Origin of the sequence: Herbaspirillum sp. RV1423 (genome assembly GCF_000577615.1) — a bacterium.
Classification (GTDB): Bacteria; Pseudomonadota; Gammaproteobacteria; order Burkholderiales; family Burkholderiaceae_D; genus Herbaspirillum.
In genome coordinates this window covers 1-26,810 of the sequence record NZ_CBXX010000004.1, presented here as the reverse complement: position 1 = coordinate 26,810, position 26,810 = coordinate 1, and the positions used below count along the sequence as shown (strand labels likewise).

The window sequence follows — 26,810 nt, the reverse complement described above, 5'->3', positions numbered from 1 at the left end:
TTTTTCTAGTGGATGTTAGTGGTAGGGCTGGTGGGATGGGCAATTACCGTTTGATAGCCCGTCGATGAGGTGGCTGGTCTGGTCAATATTTTTGCATAGGCCTCCCCAAGTCTGATGGCAAGGTGACTATAATGGAGCAACTCGGTTATCTAATAATTGTCGAGAATACGCTAACTAATTTTCTTACCTCTGGATGAAAAAATGGCCCGCCCCAAGCGATTAAATGCGTCAGATTTCGCTTCGCACAAAAGCGACTTACCGAAAGGCTTTGAATTTCTTAAAGGTTTTCGCTTTCATTCCATAATGGAATATACGGTGGATGGCCGTGCTCAACGTCGAATAGAAGTGCTCCCTACTACTTTAAGGCGTACGATCGAACATGCCGCAAAAGTTGATCAATTAGAGCGGGAATGCGCGGCATACAAACAAGAGCTAAAAGCGCAAAAAAACGAATATAAGAAGGCGATTCGGATACGCAGTAAAGAACTGGAGGAAAGTCATGTCGCCATCCTGAAAAATATATCTGACGAAAAATCCCTGCTGGAGAATGAACTTACTCAGATCAAGTCGGCTCATCGTGAGTTAATTGAATTCTGCCGACAGTTAGAAGAGAACAATGAAAAAATTCTCGCCAATGAGGAGAAGGAAATACAAACGAGACCTGATCAACGTAGCCCTAAGAATTTTTTTAATAAGGTTGATGAGGGAGCCAAATTTAAAGGGCTTCCAATGTCAGGAGGCTTGCCAAGCCTTGGTAAACGTTCACGATAGAATTAATCGTTCATCCACCGTAATTCTTTCATCGGTTATCAAATACTTGCCAGCCCATTGCAGTGGGTGAAAAGTAAGCAGACAGTACAAAAACAGAAGCGGCCAGTTTGAGCGCGCTTCCCAAGATTGTTTTGAATTGACAGGTTAGAGTGAAGGCAGCCCGCATTCGCCACGCCACTCATTTATAGTCTCGGTGGTTCACCAGCAGCGCAAAGCATGGCGTTCAAGGCCAAAAGCGTCACAGCTTTATAGTGAGGCATCATATGTGCCTGCTGCGCCTTATCGTCAAGCTCTAACTGTGTAGACAACCGCAACTCTTTTGCAATTGCAGCGCGCTCTGGATGCCTCCTCAATAAAGCAACCTCAGTTCGATAGAAAACATTAGATCTTGCAGTCAATTCCTGCGTCAGTTTTTCGAAAACCAACGCTCTTTGATTGAGTTCTTCCTGTAAAGCTTCAACCTTGCGTTCTAAGGCGGCAATTCTTCGTGGCAATTCTTTGTCGTCCATGAAAACCTTTCTGTAGTTGTTCGTGTTCGCGGCATTGACCTGCTCTACGCCGGAACCTGCATTCCCTGAATTTTCTTTTTTGCAGTCCTTGCTTAGCGCATGATGAAAGCTCAGGTAGGTAGCAATCCCCGAGACTGAGTTGTTCATGCCCTTGATGAATTCAGGACGAGTACATCTTTCCGCAATAACGTCAGAGTCTTCCCTAGCTATGACATCTTGAATTTTGGTCCGTAGGCCACGCATGCTTGCTAAAGCCTCCTTTGCAGACTTTATGCGAGCCGGATCGGCACGCTCCATATAGCCATGGAGTTTTGCGTACAAACTTTGACGGCACTGATCTACTGCTCGCAAGATGCCGGAATCGCCCGTCCTATTGCATGGGTACGCCCAGACCCTTTTGCGACGAGCCCCACAAAAATGGACAGAAAGAACCAAAAAATAAAACTAATAGGAAGGGATTTCATTTGTTGTGGCCTATGCCTCGGGATTAAATGATTAAGAAAACGCCTCCGATATCGGAGGCATTTTCATGTTCAACGAAGGGCATTCGGACTTGCTGCCGAATCTTCATTTGGATTGATGTCAGTGCGTTTTCCATCAAGCGTCACGGTGATGTAGTCGCCTTTCACCGTGATGGACTGCTTTTGAGCGAAACAGATCTTGAAATCGCGCCACTCATCTACTTCCCCAGACGGCGTGAAAAGGTACAGGCGATATTCCTGTTCGCAGGCACGACCAGAGCTGCCGGACGCCAGGACGATCTTCGAGACACCGTAATTCTTGACTTGATGAATGGTCATCGTGTCCCAACTGGCATTGGGTAGGGCGTATTTCTTGTTTTTCCAGGAGACGTGCCAGTTGTTTTGTTGGACGTTGTGCTGGAAGACCGCCCCAGGGACCGGTTTGAGAACTGAATCGCTCGTCTGGCTCGGAGATTGCGCAGAGCTAGAAGCTGCTAACGATAACGAGACCAGTGCGGAGGCAATTAATACAGACCGTTGTATGAGAGTTTGCATGGTGTATTAGCGGAACGAGTAGGTGTAATTGCCTTGATCCGTGGTCAATACAACTTCTTTGACCTTGCAGCTATAGGCAAAGAGCTTGACCCCCTGTCCAAATTTGAAGGTAAGCGGCAGTGGGTAGACGCCACCAAGTTTGGCTTTGCAATTGCCCCGGTTGACATTGAAGCCTGTGAGTACAACCTGATCGGTCGCGGCTTCAAGCTGAATGATGGGAACATTCTGTTCGATGTGCGTGGACACATCAAAAGGGGCGTCACCGGCGTTGGACGCTGTGCAGGTTGTCATGGCGCTGGCGAGGGCGAGCAATCGGAATGCGTATTTCAAGTTTTTCTCCTTGTTTGAAAATAAAGATAACGACCGAAAGTAAATGAATTTAAACTAATTAAGATAATTGTATCTCTAAAAGTTGTAATGTGACATGATCTGACAACGCACAATGTGTGAATGCCTACCAATGTCGAAAAAACCGCCTTCTCGAAACGTCTGGAACTTGCCTTACGCCGCAGCGAAGGCATGGTTGTCGGCGCGACCGAATTGGCGAATCGTTTCAACTTGCGTTACAAAGAGGGAACACCTGTCTCGACGCAAACGGCGCACAAGTGGCTTAGTGGCCGAGCGATTCCGACCCACGCCAAGCTGGCGACTCTTGCCAAGTGGTTGAACGTGGACGAACACTGGCTCCATTACGGCCCTGTGCCGTCCAAGGAAGAGGGCAAGAAGGCGGTAGCAGCGTCGGCTGACGCGATCAAACTGGCACAAAAGATCCAGTCTTTGCCGCCGCATAAGCGCTACCTGGTGGAAGAACTGGTCAACCAACTACAGGACAACTTGTAGCCAGTGATGACTCAGCCGGATGACTGTTGCTCGATCCTGTTCTGAAGCTTGTCGGCGAGGCTGGGCTTGGTAGTTTCTCCTTTCGTCCCAGTCTCGGCACTGCCATGCTGTCCTAGCAAGAATTCTTCGGCAATATCCACCATCTCTTCGGCTGTGTTCTCGAAAGCGCCATTTGCAAAGCCATGGGCCGCTGCGGTATCCAGCGCCTCCTGATCGAACCCGCCATCCAGGCGAAGTTGTTGTTCTTCCCTGGCGCGAGTAATAGCATCCACCAGACTTAAACCATCGCGAATTGTGATATCCACGTAGTAGATCGGTGCACGATGGCTTTGCGTCGTGCTCTTGCCGCGCAATTGCAGTTGCAACGGCAGACAAGCCAGTCGATTACCGGACACCGCCTGGTAGTAATGCAAGCGTGCAGTCAGGTTACGGATGCTGTTGTAGCCAGTGGTTCGGAAGATGAACGTACCCAGATCATCTTCGTCATCGATTTTTACGTTCAGCCGGCCATATGGCTTACACAGGCCCCCAGAGAATTCACAATCATCCGGTGATGGGCAGGGCAGTGACTTTACTTGCCCATCCGAATAGCGTCGGCATTCCTTTCCGTTGCCTGCACATAGTGGTCGTCCATTTGTGCGGTCGAATAGGCAGTATTCGCTACGCAGGTTCAATTCAGGATCGTTGAACAGCACCCGGATGGGAATCATGCGTAATTTGCTGGCATTGGGGCCATGTCGCAGTGTTGCATCGTAGGGATGGGGAATCCAGCCATCTCTGGACTGGATTTGTGAGGTAATCGTGAACTGGTCGTCCTTCTCCGGTAGCCGCTTGCCGTTTTTCTCAACGACACGACCAATGGAAATGCGCCCCATAACGGGCGGCGTAATTGCTAGTCCTTTCAGCATATCAAGGCTCCTGTGATTGAGGGATTGTTATCAGTCATAAATACGGAAGCGCCGTGAGCCAGGCTTGGTGATAGCGTATTCCAGCGCCAGCGCGGGGTGATCGGCAAGCAACTTGTCGAGGTCGATACTGGCGCTGTCTTTACTGCGTTTGTACGTGATCTTGCCGGTCTCAAGCCGGGCGACCGAGGCATCGCCCATGGCCTGCTGTAGCGTCTGCTTGAATTGTTCTGCCTGAGCTTCTTTAGCCTTGATGTCTTCTCGCAGCAAGATCAAATCGGCAAAGACTGCAGACAAGCGACGATCATTGCTGAAGTCGACGAAAGTGGAATTGCCCGGGTACAGACAGCGAAGCGCTCGTTCTGCCGATTCGGAGCCATCGACCGGTGGTGGAATGTCGTTGACGACGTATTCCCAGAATTTGGCTTCCAACGGTATCAGGCGGGAGATCAACTGATCGTCGCGCTGGATGCGATGGACTTCAAGCTTCTGGCCGCAGATCAGAACGGCGACATCAGCAGCTTGCTTGCCTGTGACGACAAGCTGGTGCTGTACCTGAAGCTGGACGTATTCTGGTACGCCTTCTTGCCAAAGTTTCGCGCCATACTCGCCTGCCGTTTTGCATTCCAACACCTGCACACCAGGCACACCCACCACTTCGCGATCCAGATTCGCCAGCATGAAGGGGATGCTGGGATGCTGCAGCACGGCATTGATCTTGCGGACACGATGGCCGGTTTGTTTGGTATAAGCTGCCGCGACGATGGGCTCCAACAGCGTTCCCCAATAGACAGGCTCCGTGCTGTCGTCAGGATTGGGCTTAGGAAGATCGGCATCTCTACCGGTCTTCTCTAACCATAGTTCAAGTTGACTCTTGTAGGGAGAGAGACCTACAGCGGCAGCGGCATCTGAACCGCCGATGCCGGTCTTGCGTACTTCCAACCAGTCGGCTCGCTCGATCTTGCGGGTATCGACTAAACGAAGTGCTGGGCGAGAAGTAGATTGTTGTTTCAATACAGCCATGTTGAGACCTCCTTAAAGCACAGGCCCGGTAGCGCTCATGCGCTGCCGGGCCTGACGTCATTGAGAATAGAGAAAGGTTATGCGACGAGCTTGAGTGCTTCATCCCAGGCTTTTTGTTTGAGCGTTGCGCCTGAGCCGAACCAAGCAGCGTCAAGGCGGTGATCGCCGCTGCGGGCGCGGCGATGGTGATCCACATACTCGGTGATGCTGTTGAGCAGCCCCCAGGCTGTGCGGGAGGCAGAGGCCATATCTGAACCCTGGCCGCGACCGGTATATAGCTCATGTGCCACTTTCATGGCACGATCATTAACAGCAGACGTGCTGCCATCAGGAGTGGGATTGACCGAATAGGTCAGCACACGACGCAGGAAAGCCTCGACCGCATCATCCTTGACTTTGCAGTCGGTCAGCGCCTTCATCCGGGCGAGGAAACCGTCCCAAGAAGAAATGGCGATGCCCAACTGGCGCTTGACCGCTTGGGGATCAAACTGGCTGCGATGGGGAACCTTGATCGCACCTTGGCCGTCACCCAAGGCGATGGCCAAGGTGTTGTTGCAGACTACGCGCACCGAGGTAAATTGCGCGGTGGTCGCTAGCGTGCCATCACAGGCCGTGGCTAGTAGCAGGTAGCCGTTAACACGGTCTTTGCCTTTGAGCGTTGCAGTCTGGCCAGTTTTAGCGAGTGCCCACAGCTTCTTGCCATCTTTCAGCACACCGGCAGTTTCTAATTCGAAGCCACCGACTTCTGTGAGGTCTCGATAGAATTCGAGAATTTCTGCCGGTTGCACCACGTTGTAGCGGGTCGACACCACGGAAAGTGGTGTCTTCGTATCGGAGCGATATAGGACTTTTTGTTCAGGAAAGGCATGGATCGAGCCGAGGGTAGAGCCAGCGCTATCAGAGACGAAACGCACTTCGGCTTCTTCAATGCGAAAATTCATGCCAGCTTGCCACGCCCAGACTTCGAGTGGTTGCTTGGGAGCGAGTTGATTGCCGAGGCCGTGCCACGGTATTTCATTAACGTAGGCCATAGATTGAACAAGATGCATGATGAATATTCCTGTAATAGAGAAGGATAAAAATGGACAACAGAAAATACCTACAGCCCGGGAGGGGCTGTAGGTATTTCATGTGATGGAGTGAAGAAGAAAGGCTACATCGGAGATGCTTAGCTTTGAGACGGGGGCTTGCTGAAGGCATGGCCGCAGTCTTGACATTCGTAGTTTTCAAGTACGGTAGTGTCGATGACTTCGCCGACAGCAGCGCCAGCAGCACAACCGGCGGCGCCACCGAACAGAGCGCCCATGAGAGCACCGGCCAAGCCGCCAAAGATGGAGCCAATAGGCCCTGCGACGATGCCGAGCGCAGCACCGGCTTCGGCGCCACCTAGTGCAGCAGCAGCACTGCCTGCTGCGCCCGCAGCAGTACCTACGACACTGCCGGCTTTGCGGGCATAGTCGCGGGTGGAGATTTTGGTGGAGTTGCAGCGAGGACAGCAAAGGAAATGGTTCATATCAGCCTCATGAAGGTTAAGGCAGAGCGACGCTGCCCAAGTACACGAATGCGTACTCAATGAGGTGATATATGGATGAAATATTCTAATCTGTGGGGCTAGGCTTGGAATACTCTTCAGAAACCTGCTTTCGATGCTAACTGCCTCAAGGGACAAGCCGATGATTTTCTCTCATCAAGGCTGCGGGCATATATTGGATAGATTAGAATTGCCGTAAAGCGAATATTGATTGATCTCAACTGGAAAAAATACACAGCGCGGTAGACTGGCAGACCGGGGTCTGATTAGCAACTGGAACGTTGTTGTGTAAATAATATTAAGAAGGTAAAGAATGCCAGTGCCCATAATTGATCTTTTTGCAGGTCCGGGAGGACTTGCCGAGGGTTTTTCTTCTCTTCGAGGCTCCAAACAGCAGGCATTTTTTGAGATTGGTCTTTCCATAGAGAAAGATGCTATTGCTCATCGGACGTTAATGCTCAGAGCAGTGTTCAGGCGTCTACGCGGTACAAAAGACATAAAGCACTACTACAGCTACATTCGCGGCGAGACTGACGAAGCGACGTTTCGCAACGTTCCCGCCGTGGCTAATGCGTTCGAACATGCTGCCATCGAGGCGAGATGCTTGGAGTTGGGCAAGTCAGATGAAATCAGCATTGACGTAGAAATTCGTGCTGCATTAAAAGACCAAAAGACCTGGGTGTTGATCGGTGGGCCACCTTGTCAAGCTTATTCCTTGGCTGGCCGTTCTAGGCGTGCCAAAGACAAGGAGTTTCACAAAGACGTGAAGCACTTTCTTTATAGGGAGTACCTGAGAATTATTCAGGTACACAAGCCAACCATCTTCGTGATGGAGAATGTAAAGGGGCTTTTATCCTCTAAACACGCCGGCAACCCTATGTTCGAAAAGATCATCGGGGATCTTTCTATGCCTGCTGAGGGACTCGAGTATGAAATTCGCTCATTTATAAAGAGGGGCAATAGTGAGTCACTTGATCCTACTGACTACATCATTCATTCGGAACGCTATGGAATACCGCAGAGTAGGCATCGAGTGATTTTGCTTGGAGTAAGGAAGGAAATGGGAATGTCACAACATCGTTTGTTGACGCCTGTACCCAGGCCTGTAACTGCTAGGCATGCCATAGATGATCTCCCCCGACTTCGTAGCCGTCTATCGCGCAACGATTCACTGGATGCTTGGCGCAAGGCTGTTCATGCTGCTCCCTCTTACGTCAGAGGATGGGGCGACGAAAATGAGTCTGAAATGATCGAAACAATGTACGCATTTGCCGCTATGGCAACCAGTACCACGACTGGAGGCGCCTTCATTTCACGGAATTATAGAAAACCCAAAAAAAAGACAGAACTTCAGCGGTGGCTGCATGACCGAAGCTTGAATGGAATCTGCCAACATGAGGCACGTGGACATATGGCATCAGATCTTGCACGTTATCTTTTTTCGGCTAGCTTCGCTCATTCGAGAGGGTATTCACCTCGATTGGAACTATTTCCTCAGAAGTTACTTCCTGACCATGCAAATGCGCATGTAAAACAAAAATCCGATTCTATTCCGTTCAATGACAGATTCCGAGTGCAGTGCAGGAACGAGCCGGCCACTACGGTGGTGGCACACATTGCCAAGGACGGTCACTACTATATCCATTACGACCCCTCCCAGTGCAGGAGCCTCACAGTCAGAGAGGCTGCCCGCCTTCAGACGTTTCCCGACAACTATTTTTTCGCAGGTAATCGCACAGAACAATATACCCAAGTTGGCAACGCAGTGCCTCCATTGCTTGCCCACAAACTAGCCAAGGTCGTGCGCAGTCTGCTGAACGAAATGAACAAGAATAAGAATCGGCAGCCAAGTGATTCCCTGAATAAGAGACCATCGGGAAGTGCGCGAAGGAACCCTTTGCAACAACCTGATGTTCCATTGTTTGCTGAAGTGGCCTAATCAGTTTGACCAATTATCAGAACAGCGTCATTGCCATGCAACCACTCATCAACCGTTTGCGTAGCTTTCTCGAGAGAATGCTTCAGGGCGCATTCCCAGACTACGCCCACGCGCCATCCAAGAGCGAGGAGCATTCCTGCATGCCGTCTGTCGCGATCGACATTCCCTTGGAATTTATGCCGCCAGAAGTCTTCGTTGGTCTTCGGGGTGGTTGTATATCGGCAGCCTTCATGTCGGTGCCAGAAACAGCCATGAACGAAAATCACAGCCTTGTGCTTGGGGAATACAAGGTCGGGAGAGCCAGGTAGCTTTCGCACATGAAGTCGATACCGGAATCCTCTGGCGAAAAGAAGGGAACGGAGTGTTCGTTCCGGCCATGTATTCTTTCCACGAATACTCGACATCATGCGGCTGCGTTGGGGAGTGGTAGGAATACGCATGGTCTTGAAGGCATGCTGCAAGAATTTGTTTAGAAACGGTAAGCTCACGCATCTGCCAAGCAATCCAAGTGAATGGAGAGAAAGCCAGAATTGACGCTTAAGAGCTTAGCATGAAGACGATTTACGATAATACACAGGGGAAAACTGATGGCTCGCGAATACAGACATCCACCGAGCGCAGCCTGCCTTTCGGCATCGATGAGAGATCTTGGGTACTCGCTCGAGACCGCCATCGCTGATCTGATCGACAACAGCATTTCTGCAGGTGGAACTACCATCGACATCATCTGCGATGTGTCTGGTAAGTATCCGGCGGTGGTCATTCTTGATAATGGAAAAGGAATGCGAGAGGGCGAGTTGCTGGCTGCAATGCGTCACGGGACCGACAGTCCCAAGCAGTATCGGGTGCCCCAGGACCTTGGGCGCTTTGGCCTTGGTCTGAAGACAGCCTCGTTTTCTCAGTGTCGCTCGCTGACAGTCGTGAGCAGAAAGGATGATTCCATTTGTGGAGCAGAATGGAACCTGGATCGCATTGATGCCGCAGATGACTGGATTCTGTCCATCTTGGATGATGCGGACATCAAGACGTTGCCGTATGTCGAGCACCTCGGTCGCCGAGGTACAGCCGTCATCTGGAGAGAACTCGACCGATTGATGGAAGATGAGGCAGGGGATCGTCGAGACGAGATCGTCAACGAGAAGCTTGAAGCCGTGCGCAGACATCTATCTCTCGTTTTTCATCGGTTCCTCTCCGGTGAGGTCAAGGGACATCTTAGGATTTCGCTCAGCATCAATGGTCATCCAATCGCCGCATTTGATCCCTTTTGTAGAAAAAATCCAGCTACCCAATTGCTTCCAGAAGAGCGCGTCCCTATTGGTGATGCGGAGGTGCGCTTACAGCCCTACGTGCTGCCACACCACAGTCGTCTGTCTACATCCGACTATGACTACTATCAGGATCGCAGCGATTTCATCTCGAACCAAGGTGCCTATGTATATCGAAATGGGCGCCTGATGGCTTGGGGCGACTGGTTCAGGCTTGTACCGAAAGGCGAGGCCACGAAACTGGCACGAGTACAAATCGACTTTCCCAACAGTCTGGATGAAGCTTGGACCATCGACATCAAGAAATCACGGGCCCGCCCGCCGCATGCGGTGCGGGAGCGCTTACGCCAGATTATCGCCAAGATTACCGCTCGCAGCGTAACGGTACATCGGGGTCGTGGGCAAAAATTGTTTCAGGAAAGCGAAGCTCCATTCTGGGAACGCTATGCCGATCATGAAGGCATCCGGTTTGGAATCAATGGGCAGCACCCGCTTGTCGCGTCGCTGGGTACAAGGCTCTCATCCGAGGATGTAGGTCTGCTTCGCGTTCTGCTCGATTCGATCGCCGCCTCTCTGCCGGTGGAAATGATCTATTCGGATTACTCGACTCATCCACGCGAGATCAATCAGAAGGCAGTGGATGAAGGTCAGACTCTGGATCGCCTGAAGAGTCTCAAGCAGGTTTTCTTTGGCGATGGGCCGGGTGATCCGAATGCTTTTCTCCAGATCGTACTCTCGACACATCTTTTTGATGACCAGATCGAAGTGGCCGAAAAATTCATCAACGAGGCTTTTGCATGAGTACTAAAGTCATTACGGAAGAACGAAACATCGCCAACGCACTCATTTCGGGCCTTGGCAATATGACCGAAATACCGACGCCCGAGCAGGTGGAGGAGAAAGCAAAACAAATAGCTGCGATCTTTGGTTACACGGGAGATCTCAGGAATATCATTTCCGAGGCGAGGATCTCTGTTGTAACCAGCATGGGTGCTGGTACGTCACTGGTTGATGTCAATGCGGACCATGACGACCAGTGGGTTCACAAGCGCGAAGATGTTAATTGGGCCTATGCAAAAGCCTACGAGGAATTTCTTCGCAACGAAGGCTGGCCTCCGCAAATGGTCCAGTCATTGAGCGATGTGACGACTCGCATTCTTGGCCATCTACAGGATCCACTAAGTGAAGGTGCAGCTTGGAACCGCCGTGGATTGGTCATCGGCCATGTGCAGTCAGGAAAGACGGCTAACTACACCGGCTTGATTGCGCGCGCTGCCGATGCTGGCTACAAGTTTATTATCGTCATTGCGGGTATTCACAATAACTTGCGCAAACAGACCCAACAACGTATTGACGAGGCGTTTATCGGCCGATCAAGTGATCCAAAGGATCGCCGGAATATTGGTGTAGGTCTTGCCCCAGGTTATCCGCATCCGGTTACTGTGACCAACATCAATGGAGACTTTACCAAGAAAACCGCTGACGATAGTGGCTGGAAAATAAATGATTTTAGCAAGCCAGTAATTTTCATTATAAAGAAGAATGTTTCCACTCTGAGGTCACTTCACAAATGGCTTAAGGAGTTAAATGCGGGGGATGCGGGTCGGATTTCAGATGTGCCAATGTTGTTGATAGATGACGAGGCCGACAACGCATCAATTAATACCAACAAAGAGGATCTGGACCCTACACAGACCAACGCAAAAATCCGAGAAATTCTCGGTTTGTTTGCGAAATCTTGCTATGTAGGTTACACGGCGACACCATTTGCGAATATATTTATCAATCCTGACACATATCTTCCTGATGTACGCGAAGATTTGTTCCCACGCGACTTTATCTATTGCTTAGACGCGCCAACGACATATTTCGGTGCCGAGAAAGTTTTCCTTAATGAAGAGACAAGTCAGTTAGTCTTGAGACCGATCGACGACTGCGAGGATCTTATCCCATTCGCGCACAAGCGCGACGACCCCGTCCAAGAATTACCGCCCAGCCTCTATCGTGCGCTCGATGAATTCATTATTGCTCGTGCTATTCGAAACCTCCGTGGGCAAACCGGGAAGCATTGCTCCATGATGGTCAACGTATCGCGTTTTGTGCCAGTGCAGAAGGCGGTGCGTGACTTCTTGAGCCTAAGGGAAAAGAAGATCAGGGAAGCAGTCCGCGCCAACTACGCGATGCCAGAAGAAATCTCCTCAAAAAACATCTACATGCAGAGTCTGAAAAATGTTTTTGACGAAGAGTATTCTGATGCTGGCTTCACCTGGGAGAAGGTGAAGATTGAACTCAACAAAGTTTTCGAGCATCTCCATCTTTATGTCATCAATAGCAAAAGTGATGAGGTGCTCGACTACGCACGGTATGAAAAGGAAGGTATCGGATTGACTGCGGTCGCAGTCGGCGGCCTAAGTCTTTCACGTGGCCTGACTATCGAGGGACTTACTGTCAGCTACATGTATCGCAACACAAGAATGTACGACGCCCTCATGCAGATGGGCCGGTGGTTTGGTTATCGGCCGGGATTCGAAGATTTGTGTCGGGTTCACCTATCACGAGATTCCATCAACTGGTATTCTCATATCGCTGATGCCGCCGAAGAGCTCGTGCAGCAGGTTAAGCGAATGCGGCGCGATAAGCTCAGCCCACAGGACTTTGGCCTTTATGTACGCTCACATCCTGACAGTCTGCTGATAACTGCGGCCAACAAGATGCGGTCTGGTCAAGAACTCACAGTCGAACAGAGTTTTAGCGGGAGACTGCGGGAGAGCTACATCGTCTCCACTGATCTGGGTGTGAATGCCAAAAACTTCGAGTTGATAGCAGATTACTGGCGGAATGGTTTCGGGGGAAGACCGGAAACACCAATAGAAAAGGGGTGCATCTTCAAAGATGTGCCAGTCAAGATAATCGATGAATTTCTTACTCGATTCGAATGCCATTCGTCCTTTGCAGGTACGAAGTCATCTGTTGTGAGTTATCTTGAACGGATTGCGGCGAAACGTCCGCTGGCTGATGTTCTGTTAATTTCCCCGGTAGGCGGATTGGGCGGCGAAAGTCCATTCACTCTGAGAAATCAGGTTCGCGCCGTTGGCGAGGGGCAGCCGGAAGGCACATCGTGGCACTTGAACAAGGACAGGGTTGCTTCACGTGGCGATGAGAGGCTTGGACTTAGTGACCCACAACTTAGAGAGGCAGAGGCCCTGGCTGTCGGCAAAGATGGCACAGGAGCGGTATCGGACACACATTACCGTATGGTCCGTAACAAGCCGCTTCTCATGATCCATAGTTTGGAGCCCAAGGGTGAATCGGTGATCGGTCCGATTGCTGCATTTGGTGTCAGTTTTCCCTACGGAGATTATTTAACAACTATCAACGTTGTCGTGAACAAAGTGTGGCTCAAGCAGATCCAGGGTCCGGCCGATGATCCTGACGAGGAGGAGGACTATGATGCCTGAGTCCTCACCATGGGATGACATCACCGTTCCTGGCTCCGACTTCAATGTCCGCCAAATTGCTGGAGACACGGTCGTTCCGTGTTTCTGGGGGCGTGATGCCGACGGTGCCTGCTTGTTTATTGTGGAACTTCAAGGTGACCATGCGGCCCAGTATAGAAAAAATGCAGTCACGGTGAACGGTATTGATATAGATCTTCGTCTAGGGGATAAGGGGGCGCAGCGTTTAGTTCTCGCTCTTGAAAGACAGGTAGATCGCGATCTCTTCGAGGGACTCTGCCGTACACTTGCTTCCTCGCTCGTGCATGCCACTGATTCGGCTAGTTCACTTGCAGTTTCGCTGGCACATGTCCGTCGATGGAAGACCTTTCTGGCCGGGCGCAGTCAGCATCTTTCAGCCGAGGACGTTCGCGGCCTCTTTGCTGAAATCACCTTCCTGCTGGAACTGAGCGATGGAAGAATGTCCAGCAATGCCGCAGTCGAAGCTTGGCTCGGACCAGAGAGATCGCATCAAGATTTCATTTTTGGCAACACGGCCGTCGAGATTAAATCTCTTTCAGGTGCGGAGAGAAGTACCGTCCGTATTTCGTCCGAAGATCAGCTCGAATCACTGAACGATGCGCTGTTCTTGCGTATATACCGACTGAGTAGTCTGACCGATGCGACAGGCGCCTGTTCGCTCAATGAGATCGTGACTTCAGTGCATGCGCGTCTCAGCGAAGCAGGGGCCGTCGAGGCCTTCGACCGAAAACTGGTCGCGTATGGTTACGCACCACTTCCTGACTATGACCAGCCACGATTCGTCGTCAGCAACGTGCGCAGCTATCGTGTCGGCAACGGATTCCCGCGTCTCATGCGATCACAACTGCCGACAGGGATTGCTAGCGTAGCTTACGACATCAGACTCGAAACGCTCGAGCCCTTCGAATGTGACGGCGCAGTCGTCTTCGAGGAGATGTGATGGAGCAGACCAGAGAGGAATTCTTCCACGACTTCCGTCAGGAATTGCTGGCAGGTGCCCATGCCAATGGCGCTTTTCAGCTTTCTGAGTTCATGGAGACAGTCGCGAACGAGCTTATCGAGACGGGCTTCGCGGAAGGGTTCGAATTCTGCCATTTCCGTGCACAGCGCGGTATGCGAGTGGACGGTTACTGGTTCAATGACGAGGGCGCCTTGGATCTTTTCATCGCGGACTTTGACTCCCGTAGTGAACTGGCATCCCTAGGCAAGACCGAAGTGGACGCGGCATTTAAGCGTGTCACAAATTTCTTTGAAGCTAGCGCCAACAAGAATTTGGCTGGCGAATTGGAAGTCACCTCGCCGGAGTATGGCCTCGCCAGACAGATTGGCGATCGTAGTGATGTTATCAGCCAAATTAACCTGGTTCTTTTCTCCGAACGCACGCTCAGCGAAAAAATCCAAGTTCTTCAGGATACTGAAGTGGCAGGTATTCCTACCACTCATCAAATTTGGGATCTCTCACGACTCCATCGTCAGCGAAGTTCGCGTAGTCACAAGGAACCGCTCGATCTGGACTTCGAGCAGATGTTTGGCAGGGGAATTGCCTGTCTTCCTGCGCATCTGGGGACCGATGCGTATCAGTCCTATCTCATGGTCATGCCTGCCGAAGTATTGGGGACTCTATATGAAAAATTCGGAGCACGACTGCTCGAACAAAACGTCCGAACATTCTTGCAAGCCCGTGGCAATGTGAATAAGGGAATAAGAACAACGATTTTGAACGAACCGGGAATGTTTTTTGCCTATAACAATGGAATTACGGCTACTGCACAGAATGTCGAAACCAAAATAACGGACTCTGGTCTTGCAATCACGAGAGTTGTTGATCTCCAGGTTGTCAATGGAGGGCAAACAACAGCATCACTGTTCCACACCCGGAAGCGTGACAAGGCGGATCTTTCGCAAATATTCGTTCAAATGAAACTGTCCGTTATTGATAGCCAGCAGGGTGAAACTGTCGTTCAAAGAATTTCGGAGTACGCCAACACCCAGAATCGGGTGAACGCCGCCGATTTTTTCTCGAACCATCCATTTCATGTGCGGATGGAAGGTTTTTCTCGGCGTATCTGGGCTCCGGCGGAGAACGGAGCGCAGCGCGAAACACGATGGTTCTACGAACGTGCGCGCGGTCAATATGCCGATGCGCAGTCGAAACTCACTCCTGCTGAACAGCGTCGTTTCAAGGTGGAGCATCCCAAGCCGCAAATGTTCACGAAGACGGATCTTGCGAAGTTTGAGAACGTTTGGGATGACCACCCAAAGTGGGTGAATCTCGGTTCTCAAAAGAATTTTGCGCAATATGCCGCACGAATTGGTAGTGAGTGGGAAAAATCGTCCGACACATTTAATGAATTCTATTTCAAGAGAGCTGTTGCGCGCGGCTTGATCTTCCGGTCTGCGGAACGCATCGTTTCTGCACAACCTTGGTATAACGGCGGATATCGGGCCAACATCGTGGCCTATACGTTGGCAGTGCTTGGAGAGATTACGAAGAGCAGAAAAGAGAGCATCGATTTCTTGGTCATCTGGAATGCGCAGAGAATCGATTCGGTGCTCGAAAGTGCCATTGTTACAGTATCGGCAGTGGTTGGTGATGACATCATCAGGCCACCGCAGGGTATTTCGAATATTTCCGAGTGGTGCAAAAGAGACGCATGCTGGACTAGGATACAGACTCGTACTGAAGCCATCGCAAAGCTCATGTCTTCGGACTTCTATGATTGCCTTGTTCCGCTCGATGATCAGGTCGCTACCATACGAACTGCGAAGCAAATACAAAGGGTAGACGACGGCATTGAGGCTCAACGACAAGTAGTAGCGATACCTGCCTTGGAGTGGGCCAGAGTCCACCAATTGCTATTGCAGAAAGGGCTTCTAATGCCGAAGGAAGCAGGAGTGCTCAAGGTGGCCATGCAGATACCGACAAAGATTCCAACCGAGAAACAGTGCATTGTCCTTCTTGATGTCTTGGCTAAGGGAAAAGCGGAGGGACTGGCCCTAATAAAAGATTATGGATCGTAGTGAATGAGTAAGACCTCAAGATCTTTGACAAAAATCCTAGGTGTTGGTTGTACTCGATTAAGCTTGATCTGTTGTAGCTCAGACTTGACCTTACAAAGACTGCTAGTCGGGCTAGTTCGTATTCGGCCAGAAGCAGTCGGTTAGCACTTTTTCTTGGTTGACTGTTTCAAGCTGGAAGCGGCCTCGCTTCATCCCGAGGAGGTATGTAAAAATCGTCCAAAATATGACGGAGGAGCGTATGAAAACGAATACTGTCTTCAAAGGCAGCGCCGCCATCGGCAATTCTGGTATCAAGAAGCACTTCAAGAATGCGGAGCCTTGGCAACCTCTATTCGAGCTGGTCTGGAACGGCTTTGATGCTGCCGCGAGCTTCGTATCCGTCACCGTAGTCGAGAACGATATGCACGGCGTGGAGCGCGTGGTCGTGCTGGACAACGGTGACGGCATAGAGTTCGATACCCTGAACGACACGTTCGGTAGCTTCAACGACTCGGCGAAGAAGGCCAACCTTTCGATGAAGGGAGAGCATGGTCGCGGGCGCCTCGCGTTCCATCTGCTTTGCCGCAACGCATCATGGTTCACTAGGTTCAACAACGTCGATGCCGTAATCGACGTCACCGAGTCGACCATCAAAGATTTTGAAGGGCGGCTTCTGGAGAGGTCCGAGCAAAAGCTGGAGCTGCTGACGCAAGGAAAGGGCACTCTAGTGGAGCTCACGCATTTCACAGGCGCTCTGCCGGAGTTGGATGAGCTTCGCGAGAAGTTCTCCGTCGAGTTTGGGTGGTATCTTGCCGTGCATCCGGTGAAACAGGTGGTACTGAACGGAGTTCCCCTTCTGGTTCCGAAACATGAAGCAGTTCAGAAGGAAATTTTGGCCGACGACGTTGTATTCCAGGTCCAAGTGATTCGCTGGGAGCAACGGCCCACCTCGGAGAAGTCATACCTATACCTGCTCAATTCCAGTGGTGCACCGGTCTACAAATTGCTAAGTTCGTTAAACCAGAAGCCCAACTTTTTCACCAGCATATGCGTGATATCTGCATGGGCTGATACTTTCTCGAAAGAGCAGGATTTGCTGACTCCGGAAGCGCACACGCCGGCATCGCCAACGTGGAAGAAATTCAAGTCACAGCTTGACCGCTTGAGTCAGTCCGTCTACGACGATTTCCTGCGCAAGCGAGCCGAGGAAGTGGTGCAGGTCTACGAAGATGAAGGCTACTTTCCGAGCTACGCGGGAATGGATGACACGGAGAAAGTATGGCGGCACCAGCATACCCGCGAGTTGGTGCGGAACATCTACATCGCTGAACCGCGTGTCTTCCACAACACCACCAAGAAGCAGGCGAAGCTCATCATTCGACTTCTAGATAGGCTCGCCGTCTCAAACGAGAACGATGCCCTGTTTGAGGTGCTCGAAGGCGCGCTCGACCTCGATGCGAAGTCGATGCAAGACCTAGCAAAGCAACTGCATCGAACGACGCTCGAGAATATTGTCGCGAGCATCGAGGTACTGCAACGACGAGCTAACGCGGTACAGCAACTGCGGTACGTGATGAACGAGCACTACCGCGAGGTCCTTGAGACGCCTGACCTGCAAAAGATCATCGAGAGCAACACATGGCTGTTCGGGCCGCGCTATGAGACCATAGGCGCGGAGGAGGACACCTTCGCCAAGATTGTTCGCCGCATGCGGGACGAGGTCATGGCACGGTCGCCGCTGAGCATGGAAGACGTCGATGAGGAGGCAGATTTCCCCGGTGCACAGCGGCAAGTTGACCTCTTCATGGCACGAAAATTCCCAGCCTTTGATTCGTTGGGGAACAGGGTCTACAAATGCATCGTGGTGGAGATAAAGCGGCCGGCAATATCGCTCAACAAGAAGCACCTTCGGCAGCTTGAGGACTACGCGGAAATCATCGCTAGCGAGCCACAGTTCAAGTCGGAGAAGATGCACTTTGAGCTTATCCTCCTTGGGCGCCAGATTTCCTCTGCGGACTCCATCATCACTAGTCGGTTGAACGCTCATGTCTTGCGCAACGACCCGGGCCTCGTGACTGATGATCCGCGCATGAAGCTATACGTCATGAACTGGTACACGCTGCTTGATGGCTTTGAGCTGACGCACGGCTTCATGCTCGACAACCTCAAGCTTAAGCGAGATGACTACACCGCTGCGACCAGGGAGGAGTTGGTTGCAGAGTTGCAGGCCGAGCACTAAAAAAAGAGCGCTACCACCGAATGAGCCGCGCGAGATGGGCGAGGGATATGTGGAGTTTGCCGAGCATCTTCAAGGCGACATGAGATTATCGCTCTCAATGAATCACCTACTTTAGCGGCAGGGACGCTTTCGCTGCTAGGTAGACATTGGGCAAATCAGTTGGAATGGCCGCAACGGGCCGAAAGCCGCTTCCTATCTGACGTTGCGTGTCAGGTCAAGTTTAAGTTACTACACTTGATCTAACCAAACTGTCCGATGGGTTAAAGTCATCATGGCCTCACCGATCAAACATCCGCCTTCCGAACAATTTGTCGTCTTCGCCACGATCAATGGGCTCCTGGCCAGCAACTTTCGCCATATATAGGCCGATGAGCTTCTGCAAGGCACTACGCTTTTTATCGTCATCGCGGTGAACATAGCCGATGGCTACGCCCCACTTGTTTCTGTATGAGTGCACATAACGGTTTCCGTTATGGAAATCACCCCATCCGTTTGTTACCCGTACCCATGCCATGCCTAAATCATCACAAGCTGTGACATGATCACGTCTACTGACTGATGCGAAGGCAACGATATGGATGTGATGCGCCCCACAATCCTCGCCGTATTCTTGTCGCCAAATCAACCCGTGGATGTCATTCAGAATGGTGCGTTCAAAGTCCTTGAGCGGTTTACCTATACGTCTACGTTTTCGTTCATAGGCATGTGCATCCTTGATGCGCTGGAATAGGCGATCTCGATAACCCTGCATGGTGATGAAGGTAACGTCATCGCGTAACCGTTCATCGATTTTGAGGGTGGGATACAGTATTTGATAGCTCTTGCGTAACTCGAACATCTCATCCTCAAAGTTCAGACCTGTTATCTGATTTCTGATGAAACGTTGTTTCTTGCGTTTCTGGGTATGGGAATCATCGTTCTTATCGAACCAGTACTTCTTGCTGCTATCTATCATGATTGACCTCGTTGGTGGTTATGCCAACGGATCAGGTCATGCGATAAGAAATTATTGCTTGAATGAATTGAAGTAGAGACTTGCTTCTAGAACCTATTACATAGGGACTGCAATTTCTGATGGGCTATGACATGGATGAAAGAACCACGCTTTCCATTAGGGAATCCATACCCTATCGAGAAATCACGTTGTCTATGCCGATTTTTCTTTCCTCCGAATATGCAACAGGCCACAGAGTACAAATTGCGCGGATTCTGCCGCGCCATATTGCTCCCGCTCAGTAGAAAGTCATGCCTCCTGTTCGCGAATCAATGTCTTGCAAATGGCGCTGGCTGCATCACTTCCACAGCCAAGGTAATGTCGGACAGCTCGAACGGTACACTTAAGCTGTCCTGATCGCACCGCCTGCCGCGCACAGCGTAACCGAACTTCGTAACTGGAATCGGCACTGGAATTTCTTACCGTAACATCTGGGACTTCCTTCAGGAGCATGTGGTTATCATCGTATGCCTCATCCGTTACGGCGAGTTGCTCGGATGTTACGGGGTCAGGAACATGCGGTTCTGGTTGCGGTAACGCCAGCACCCAACACAGCGACGCGAATCCTTCAAGGAAAACGGCCAAGCCTACTGCCATGATCCATTGCAGCGTTGCGACCGGGATGCGCACCCACGTGGCCACGGTCGCCATCACCGCATCGTCACGCGCCGCGTCACGGCGTGCCTGCTCACGAGGGGCCGCTTGTTCCTGGTGGTCACGTTCGGCCTGCCAACGGCGTACCTCACTAGCCTCTACGGACAGTGCATCCAGCCGTGCCGCCAATGTTGCGCGTTTAGCTTGCAAGCTGGCACAGCGTGTTTCGCAGGAAAGGGTGGCAAGCCTACCTTGCTCGGCAACGAGCTTGGTGGTTTCCTGAGCGATTACTGTCAAACTGTGGGTAGGTAGGAACGGGATGTGTTCCTGCGTTTCGAACAAGGATGAAACGGCGTCCATGCGCGCTTGCCCTGCATTAGCCTGAACGCCGAGCATGAATGTCGCGTGGCCGTATAACACCCACATCATGCCCATCAGCCAAAGCAAGCTTGCGCCCAGACACCACGCGGCACGGACAGCACCGCGCCCCATGCGTATGGGCGTTTGCACCAGTGCCGGTAATAAGTGAACGCCCAGAGTGACGAGGACAGCCACCGCCGCCCCCAGTACCTGCTCCCACAGGACAGGGACGCGATGCCACGCTACGGAGACTGACAGGCACAGCGCTGTGCCTGTTGCCGCCAATGCCATGCCGAGGGCGGCAGGACGGTGTAAGCGGGGATGCACCATGATTAGACACCCACGGGATCACCGGCAAGGTCGTCATCACCATTGCCAGGAAAATCAATCTGAGGCGACCAGCGCGGCGTACGGTCGTGTTCCGGGTTTGCCGACTTTTCGACTTTGCCGTGTTTTTCGTCTTTCGACATTTTCTCGCTATAGTCGTCGAAGCGGCCCTCATTGCGTGGGTGCAAATGCAGACGGCCATAGCCCTGCGTACTGGTTTCCTGGCGAGAGGCTGTGCGCCGGTTATCATCATGGCGATTCGGGTAACGATCGCCGTCATATGGACGATCTCGGCGGTCGTCAAAACCTGTTTCAGGCAACCACCAGTACCATGGGCCGCGTGGCCTACCTGGCTCTTTTCCCGAGTTACCGCCCAGCGTCACAAGTGCCTGACGCAGCCTGTCAGGGGTGAACCCCTCCTCTTTGCCAAGCGCAAGCACCTCGTTGGAATGCACCGGGCCACGCTCCAGCATGTCTTGCAGGAAGCGAATTTCCCCAGTCAGGTCATTATCGATAGAAGCCCCAGCATTAGATTCTGCTGTCCGAACGATAGACTCGGGATCGCCAGTAAGTGAATCTGCATCCCACTTCAGAGTGGTGCTGTCTGCTGTACCGCCTTCCACTTCGATGCTCGTTGGAGCTATCGTAAAGGCAAAGCCACCCTCTACTGGGCCGATGTTTGTCTTGGCGCGCACTACCACGCCGCGAGTCGGGTTGTCCGGTGAAGTACCGGTGCCAGCAATTTTGATAACAAACATTGCGAGGCGGCAGAGGGCTGAGATTGCTACACTGCCATTGATACGATCTGCCAGTTTTTTCTTGGCTGATGCTTTGCTCAGATGGCGCACACCAATGATGGCGATACTTTCTTCTTCGGCTAAGACACGTAGCGGATCGAGGAGCCGCCGAACGTTATCGTTGCTGTTGGAATTGCCGGACCCCATAAGCAGCGGATCAATCGCAATGACGCGGACATCAATACCCTGGGCGCGTAGTTGTTTGATTTTATTGACCAGAATAGGCAAGTCAGATAGCTGGAAAGAGCGTTTGCAGCCGTGTTCCGCTACACCACGCAGAATAATGATGTTGCGCAGATTTGCACCAGCCGCCTTTAAGCGCACCGCCACTGTATCCTCAATGCTCTCTTCTCCCGGCCAATATAGGCAAAAGACCTTGGGTGCGCGTTCGCCATCCGGCAATAGACCACCTGTGGAAAAAGCTGCCAACAGGTCTGCTAGCAAGGTCGTTTTACCCGAACCAGGGTCGCCGACCAACAGATGGACTTTGCCCAAGGCGATCCAGAAGCGCCACAACCATGACATGGCTTGCAGCATAATTTCATTCGCGAAGTTCAGAATGATGCCGTCATTTTTTTTAGGGGTGTCCATGTTCGGATTCCTTATGCAATTCAGAAAAAATATTGCCAACTACAAAGGTCGACAGGTTTTTCAGGCAGTGGGGGCGCACATACATTTCTGCCAGCGCTACGCATTCCAGGCCATGCAGTAACCCGTGGCGCTTGATATCGTCGCAGGGCTCGATGCTGCCCGCCCAAAGGCATTTGGACGACGACCAGTGAAAGCAATAGCCTTGACCGTCCGTTGCGGTGTTCCAGGACGTCTGTAACACGTCATGTACCTCGTCAGGAGCGACACCTGCTCCATCGAAAAGCAGGACGGCTGTGGTGTAAGGCCCGGTGATGCGCGAATAACTGGTAACGTAAACCCAGGCAAGCAATTTCTGCTGGCAAGTAATGGATTCAGACAGCGCCGTATGGAATGCGCGTTGCCAGGACTGAACTTGGCCTACATCTGCGTGCGTGAATGTCTGCCCTTGCGTAAGCTGGTCATAACGCGTCATCACTTGCACCTTATTTTTCGGCACATAATCCTGATGGAGAAGATCGGCCTTGCAGGCGAAGATTGTGTCATTCGCTGCAAACACGCCTTCGATACTGGACTGAATACTGGCCCAGCGTGCATCGGACTGTTTCTGCCACCCGACCGACTGCGTGGTGACGTGCTGGCGAAGGCCGCCATGATGCAGATCTGCCAGCAGCTTGTTCAGTCGAGCCGTCTCCCCGTAAGGGTCCGAAGACCAGAAATTACCGATCGCAACCACGTCTTCATACTGCGGGTTGTGTACGAGGTACTCCACGGCAGACACAAAGCCCAAATCCTTGTAACGGACAAGTTGCTCGCAGTCGCTTAACGCTTTTAACAAAGTGATGGCATCCATCGCGCCGTCCTGCTGGTGGACGGTAACGCGCAGAGGATTGTCACCGCCCAAGGCCTTCCCTGTAATGTTCACTGCGTTGGAAAGATGGCGCGCCAAGTGGTCGCGGAACACGGTGACCTCGCCATCGGCAGAATGAACCAGTCCAAATACTTGAGAGGCGCGGTGGAGCTTTGCGTAGGTACTGACCACGGTCGTAGCCGGGGCCGTTTGCGTCGAGGTGTTCATTACACCGCCATTTCGTTATTGATGCGCTGAGAAGCATCGTTCGCCGCAATGGCGCCATCACGCAGCGTGACAATCACGTCAGGCCAAAGCAAGCGACCATTCGCCAACTTGGTAGGTACTACACCGTGGTAACTACCTGTCGCACAAAAACGTTTGCGGACGGTCTGGCTTTTGACTAAGTTAGCTTCCGCGAATTTTCCAGTCGTCCAGACAAAGCTAGCACCGTTGGTGGCATTCAAAATCAGGGACATTTCCCTCTCCTTGATAAACAGCGCAGGATGCGGCGCTGCTACGCATGTCGAAAAGAATCAACATGCAACAGCATTAAGGATAGAGAACGCCATGGCGATAGTGCCGGGGGTATCCGGGAATATCGGGGGATAACGGCTAGGGAGATTTATTACTTGGTGCTGCTTGCCGCCTTCTTTTTGGTGACCGCCTTGTGCTTTTTGGTCTTGTTCGGGTTTAGGTATTTTTTTAATGCGCCTAGGGTATAGGGCTTTAGCCCATCACCGGAGTGGAACCAGATGCCATTACGGTCATACTTATGCAAGCGCGGATACGTGGAGGCACCTACGCCATTACACAGAATGCCCCAGATCACATCAGCATTTTGAGGATCGTGCTGTCGTTCTATGGCTTCGACTTGGGCCAGGATAATTTCTTGGTAAAGTCCAGGCCGCTTGCCCGGTCTGCTGGTTTTGTGTTGAGTGGAGGTTGCTGGGCTTTCCGTGATGGACTGAGGACGCTCCGGCCCCTCTTGCAAATGCTGCATGTCGCTACTGTCAATCCACAGCATGTCAGCTCTAACCGTAAGCTTTTCCACTGTCTGATCAAATGATGCGGTCCACGCAACTTCTTTGACAAGCGCTTTCATACGCTCACCGGCGGCATTCCGCCATTTCGACATGTTACCCGAGGATATAAGAGGGCCGACATCTGCTTTTTTAGCGCTTGCTCGGACTGTCGTTCCGTTTCCCAGTCATCAATGAAGAGCAACGTTATTGCAGGACAAATAAAACCTTCGGGCTTTACCGACGCTCCCAGCTTGATTTTTTTGAGATCAGGGATTGTGAGGATTGCATAGTCGCCGATTTTGAGCCTCACGGTAAATATCGGATCGGCCTTACCCAATATGCGCGAGTGCCGAAGCCCATACTCTGTCACAGGCCATACATACGTGCCTTCGTCCAGAACCGGTGCGTATATATCAAGTTCCCCGGAAATCGCTTTGTCAAGTAATTCGCTCGGTAAACGTTTCAGTTCGCTTGCTGCATCGGCAAGAGGTATGTATTCGCGCTTGGGCAGATCGACTTTGTGTAAGGTTTCAAGCCAGAACGCACTCGCACTCGGCCCCATCAATTCTGTTTTTGTCACTGCTGTCCCCAAGCTCCGTTTATAACGTATCTTCAGACCATAGCTTACAACATGATGATTGAGATGGATCGGCGAGGAGCAAATCGGGTTACATAGCGGTTACATGAACCCGAAAGAGAAAAGGGTTACAGACGACATGCGCTGTAACCCTTTGTATTCTTTGGTGGGGCGTGAGTGGCTCGAACACTCGACCTACGGATTAAGAGTCCGCTGCTCTACCAACTGAGCTAACGCCCCCTCTCGTTTCGAGAGAGGACGCATTATAGGATGGGGATAGCATTTCCGCAAGCTCTTTCTTCTTATCTTCATTGTGCTCTGTTTCCAATGTCGCCGCCAATGCAGCTTCTTTTACGTTGAGACCTCTGCCAGTTGAGTGCACTTAATCACGTAATACGGCTTCATTGTGCCGCCATTCCTCCATTTTCTAATTGCTTGATCCGAAACGCCTGATTGCTGCGCTATTCTGCAATGGCTATCGATGTGGCGATAAAAATTATAAAAACCAATAGTGATTTCCGTTCAACACCCTTGTATTCAACTGGTAGTTGAATACGCTCTTTGGTTGTAGTCAATCAATGGTTAGCCCTGTCACAAATCAAAAAGGAGTGAGCGAAGGCAGGTCACTGGTGTGTAGTTAGGTGTTTGAAGTATCTACTGGCGCGGCGCAAGTGGCTGCTTTCTCGTTGGCGTTGTTGTTCCTGGATGGGATAGTGACGGCAGGCGTGTCCATGTCGTCCACGATGGATGGTTTCATGCGCCTGAAGAAAGTCTCTATGATTTCCCCTGCGCTGTCCAATGATGATCGGTTTAGACACTGTTGCGCTTGTGTTCCGGCGCCACTGGTAAATTCTCAGTCGGCCAAGAGGTGCCGGTGCCCGGATCGATCAGTTATCTCGCTTGCTCTATGATTTTGCTTCGCAGGCATTTATGAAACGAGTTTTAGGCCTATTGAAATCCTCATCTGTACAAAAGTCGGTTGTAATCTCGTGTGGAAATGCTTCTGGCTGTTCGATGCAATATGCTCAACAACGTCAGGAACTTCGTCCGTGGCGTGGTTACCTATTCCCAAAGGCAGTTTTTACGCATTTTAGAATTTTGTGTATGAGAGTAAATAACCTTCGTGGAGTTGATGATGATTTTAGTGGATGAGGTTCGATGTGAAATTCATTCCGGCGAACTGTATGTAGGGCTTATTTTGGGAAAAGATGGCCATCAGTCTCATCATCTGATTCTGCTTCCGGGCGAAGCGCTACGAGTCAGTTGGCAGACTGCGAACCAGTGGGCGCAAGATAGTGGGGGCGACTTGCCCAGCAGGCGAGAATTGGCATTGCTGTTTGCTAATCGCAGGGAATGTTTCCAAGATAGATGGTATTGGTCTAGTGAAAAGCATGCGGCAGATTCATTCTATGCCTGGAATCAGTTCTTTGGCACGGGCACTCAATACGATGATCACATCAGCAATCAAATGCTGGCGCGGGCAGTGCGCAGAATGTCGATTAGGTAGCTAATGTAATTCGTGAAATTCTATTTTAGAAAAACTTCTTGCAATTGAATCTTTAATGCCGCGACATTCTTTGATGCCGATATGATTTTCTGGTGGAAACTGGGAGGTAAAATGCCGAAGATTCTTTGTCGTCGGGGAAGATACTTTTAAGAGTCCGCTGCTCTGCCAACTGAGCTAACGCCTCTCTCATTTGTAGTAGTTCCGACTTGATCGGACAGTAAGGCCTTGCCAAATGGTGGGGTTACCCGGTTTGATAGAGGTGCGAATCTTTATTAAACCAGCGCCTAAGCGCCAAGGAGTAACCCCATGCGTAGTGTTCCTCAGAATGTGATCAAGCACAAGGTTGGCCTGCTCAATCTTGCTGCAGAACTTGGAAATGTGTCTCGTGCCTGCAAGGTAATGGGATTTTCCCGCGATACGTTTTATCGCTATCAAACGGCATTGGAAGCCGGTGGCGTCGATGCCCTGATCGATGCCAATCGTCGCAAGCCCAATCTCAGAAATCGCGTTGAAGAGGCCACGGAAGTGGCTGTGGCCGAATTCGCCCTGGAACAGCCGGCTTTCGGTCAGGTCCGTGTCTCCAACGAACTGCGTAAGCGCGGCATCTTCGTTTCTCCATCGGGGGTACGGTCGGTATGGATCCGACGCAACCTGGAGTCATTCAAGAAGCGTCTCTC

Annotated in this window: 25 protein-coding genes and 1 tRNA gene; 11 read left to right on the top strand and 15 right to left on the bottom strand. The window is 51.4% G+C overall.

Translation table 11 applies throughout. The features are described 5' to 3' along the window. Positions 1-201 precede the first annotated feature (201 nt). Positions 202-771, top strand: a complete 570-nt coding sequence (locus RV1423_RS04920) for a hypothetical protein (RefSeq protein WP_034293874.1) — start codon at positions 202-204, stop codon at positions 769-771. 182 nt (positions 772-953) lie between these two features. Here the strand turns inward: RV1423_RS04920 and RV1423_RS04915 are convergent, their stop codons facing one another. The 3 genes from RV1423_RS04915 to RV1423_RS04905 form a co-directional block, all read right to left on the bottom strand. Next, entirely contained in the window at positions 954-1,577 is a 624-nt protein-coding gene (locus RV1423_RS04915) for a hypothetical protein (RefSeq protein ID WP_034293872.1), read from the bottom strand. Positions 1,578-1,813: 236 nt separating this feature from the next. After that, positions 1,814-2,296, bottom strand: a complete 483-nt coding sequence (locus tag RV1423_RS04910; protein WP_034293870.1) for a hypothetical protein — start codon at positions 2,294-2,296, stop codon at positions 1,814-1,816. 6 nt (positions 2,297-2,302) lie between these two features. Then, entirely contained in the window at positions 2,303-2,626 is a 324-nt protein-coding gene (locus RV1423_RS04905) for a hypothetical protein (RefSeq protein ID WP_034293868.1), read from the bottom strand. 120 nt (positions 2,627-2,746) lie between these two features. Between RV1423_RS04905 and RV1423_RS04900 the strand changes: the two genes are divergently transcribed. Then, entirely contained in the window at positions 2,747-3,136 is a 390-nt protein-coding gene (locus RV1423_RS04900) for a transcriptional regulator (RefSeq protein ID WP_034293866.1), read from the top strand. A gap of 11 nt (positions 3,137-3,147) precedes the next feature. Here the strand turns inward: RV1423_RS04900 and RV1423_RS04895 are convergent, their stop codons facing one another. The 3 genes from RV1423_RS04895 to RV1423_RS04885 all read right to left on the bottom strand — a co-directional run bounded on the left by RV1423_RS04895 (position 3,148) and on the right by RV1423_RS04885 (position 6,113). Beyond that, positions 3,148-4,044, bottom strand: coding sequence for a hypothetical protein (locus tag RV1423_RS04895; protein ID WP_034293864.1), 897 nt, complete (start codon positions 4,042-4,044; stop codon positions 3,148-3,150). A gap of 30 nt (positions 4,045-4,074) precedes the next feature. Next, positions 4,075-5,064 (bottom strand): YqaJ viral recombinase family protein, encoded by a 990-nt coding sequence (locus tag RV1423_RS04890; protein ID WP_034293862.1) that lies wholly within the window; start codon positions 5,062-5,064, stop codon positions 4,075-4,077. Positions 5,065-5,141: 77 nt separating this feature from the next. Beyond that, a complete protein-coding gene (locus tag RV1423_RS04885) occupies positions 5,142-6,113 on the bottom strand; it encodes a DUF932 domain-containing protein (protein ID WP_034293860.1) in 972 nt (323 codons plus the stop codon). A gap of 161 nt (positions 6,114-6,274) precedes the next feature. On the opposite strand from RV1423_RS04885, the gene RV1423_RS29675 reads away from it, so the two are divergent. Both RV1423_RS29675 and RV1423_RS04875 read left to right on the top strand, forming a co-directional pair. After that, positions 6,275-6,454, top strand: coding sequence for a hypothetical protein (locus tag RV1423_RS29675; RefSeq protein ID WP_155835026.1), 180 nt, complete (start codon positions 6,275-6,277; stop codon positions 6,452-6,454). Positions 6,455-6,908: 454 nt separating this feature from the next. After that, entirely contained in the window at positions 6,909-8,534 is a 1,626-nt protein-coding gene (locus RV1423_RS04875) for a DNA cytosine methyltransferase (RefSeq protein ID WP_034293856.1), read from the top strand. Here RV1423_RS04875 and RV1423_RS28930 read toward each other — a convergent pair. Beyond that, complete coding sequence (locus RV1423_RS28930) at positions 8,531-8,974, bottom strand: very short patch repair endonuclease (RefSeq protein WP_081768717.1); 444 nt, start codon at positions 8,972-8,974, stop codon at positions 8,531-8,533. The two genes, RV1423_RS04875 and RV1423_RS28930, sit on opposite strands and share 4 nt — an antisense overlap. A gap of 147 nt (positions 8,975-9,121) precedes the next feature. On the opposite strand from RV1423_RS28930, the gene RV1423_RS04865 reads away from it, so the two are divergent. The 5 genes from RV1423_RS04865 to RV1423_RS04845 all read left to right on the top strand — a co-directional run bounded on the left by RV1423_RS04865 (position 9,122) and on the right by RV1423_RS04845 (position 18,514). Next, on the top strand, positions 9,122-10,600 hold the full coding sequence (locus RV1423_RS04865; protein ID WP_034293852.1) for an ATP-binding protein: 1,479 nt from the start codon (positions 9,122-9,124) through the stop codon (positions 10,598-10,600). Then, positions 10,597-13,257 carry a Z1 domain-containing protein gene (locus RV1423_RS04860; protein ID WP_034293850.1) on the top strand — a complete coding sequence of 887 codons (2,661 nt, stop codon included), beginning with the start codon at positions 10,597-10,599 and terminating at the stop codon, positions 13,255-13,257. Before RV1423_RS04865 ends, RV1423_RS04860 begins: the two co-directional genes overlap by 4 nt. Beyond that, positions 13,247-14,215 (top strand): PD-(D/E)XK motif protein, encoded by a 969-nt coding sequence (locus RV1423_RS04855; RefSeq protein ID WP_231502056.1) that lies wholly within the window; start codon positions 13,247-13,249, stop codon positions 14,213-14,215. Before RV1423_RS04860 ends, RV1423_RS04855 begins: the two co-directional genes overlap by 11 nt. Then, positions 14,215-16,296 (top strand): AIPR family protein, encoded by a 2,082-nt coding sequence (locus RV1423_RS04850; protein ID WP_034293848.1) that lies wholly within the window; start codon positions 14,215-14,217, stop codon positions 16,294-16,296. Before RV1423_RS04855 ends, RV1423_RS04850 begins: the two co-directional genes overlap by 1 nt. A 238-nt stretch (positions 16,297-16,534) precedes the next feature. Next, entirely contained in the window at positions 16,535-18,514 is a 1,980-nt protein-coding gene (locus RV1423_RS04845; RefSeq protein ID WP_034294470.1) for an ATP-binding protein, read from the top strand. A 277-nt stretch (positions 18,515-18,791) separates the two neighbouring features. On the opposite strand, the gene RV1423_RS04840 is transcribed toward RV1423_RS04845, so the two are convergent. The 8 genes from RV1423_RS04840 to RV1423_RS04805 all read right to left on the bottom strand — a co-directional run bounded on the left by RV1423_RS04840 (position 18,792) and on the right by RV1423_RS04805 (position 24,866). After that, positions 18,792-19,469 carry a hypothetical protein gene (locus tag RV1423_RS04840; protein ID WP_034293845.1) on the bottom strand — a complete coding sequence of 226 codons (678 nt, stop codon included), beginning with the start codon at positions 19,467-19,469 and terminating at the stop codon, positions 18,792-18,794. Between the two features lie 288 nt (positions 19,470-19,757). Next, positions 19,758-20,549, bottom strand: a complete 792-nt coding sequence (locus tag RV1423_RS04835; protein WP_155835025.1) for a hypothetical protein — start codon at positions 20,547-20,549, stop codon at positions 19,758-19,760. Positions 20,550-20,794: 245 nt separating this feature from the next. Continuing rightward, complete coding sequence (locus RV1423_RS04830; protein WP_034293835.1) at positions 20,795-22,177, bottom strand: AAA family ATPase; 1,383 nt, start codon at positions 22,175-22,177, stop codon at positions 20,795-20,797. Then, complete coding sequence (locus tag RV1423_RS04825; protein ID WP_034293834.1) at positions 22,164-23,252, bottom strand: hypothetical protein; 1,089 nt, start codon at positions 23,250-23,252, stop codon at positions 22,164-22,166. The genes RV1423_RS04830 and RV1423_RS04825 overlap by 14 nt, the downstream gene beginning before the upstream one ends. Then, positions 23,252-23,503, bottom strand: coding sequence for a hypothetical protein (locus tag RV1423_RS04820; RefSeq protein ID WP_034293833.1), 252 nt, complete (start codon positions 23,501-23,503; stop codon positions 23,252-23,254). The genes RV1423_RS04825 and RV1423_RS04820 overlap by 1 nt, the downstream gene beginning before the upstream one ends. A gap of 149 nt (positions 23,504-23,652) precedes the next feature. Further along, on the bottom strand, positions 23,653-24,129 hold the full coding sequence (locus RV1423_RS04815; RefSeq protein WP_034293832.1) for a hypothetical protein: 477 nt from the start codon (positions 24,127-24,129) through the stop codon (positions 23,653-23,655). Continuing rightward, entirely contained in the window at positions 24,126-24,629 is a 504-nt protein-coding gene (locus tag RV1423_RS04810; protein ID WP_155835024.1) for a hypothetical protein, read from the bottom strand. Before RV1423_RS04810 ends, RV1423_RS04815 begins: the two co-directional genes overlap by 4 nt. Before the next feature lie 161 nt (positions 24,630-24,790). Next, positions 24,791-24,866: transfer RNA gene (locus RV1423_RS04805), tRNA-Lys, on the bottom strand. 892 nt (positions 24,867-25,758) lie between these two features. Between RV1423_RS04805 and RV1423_RS04800 the strand changes: the two genes are divergently transcribed. Then, on the top strand, positions 25,759-26,133 hold the full coding sequence (locus RV1423_RS04800; RefSeq protein WP_231502055.1) for a DUF1566 domain-containing protein: 375 nt from the start codon (positions 25,759-25,761) through the stop codon (positions 26,131-26,133). 306 nt (positions 26,134-26,439) lie between these two features. Beyond that, a partial coding sequence (locus RV1423_RS04795) for a helix-turn-helix domain-containing protein (RefSeq protein ID WP_034294463.1) occupies positions 26,440-26,810 on the top strand: 371 nt, incomplete at its 3' end.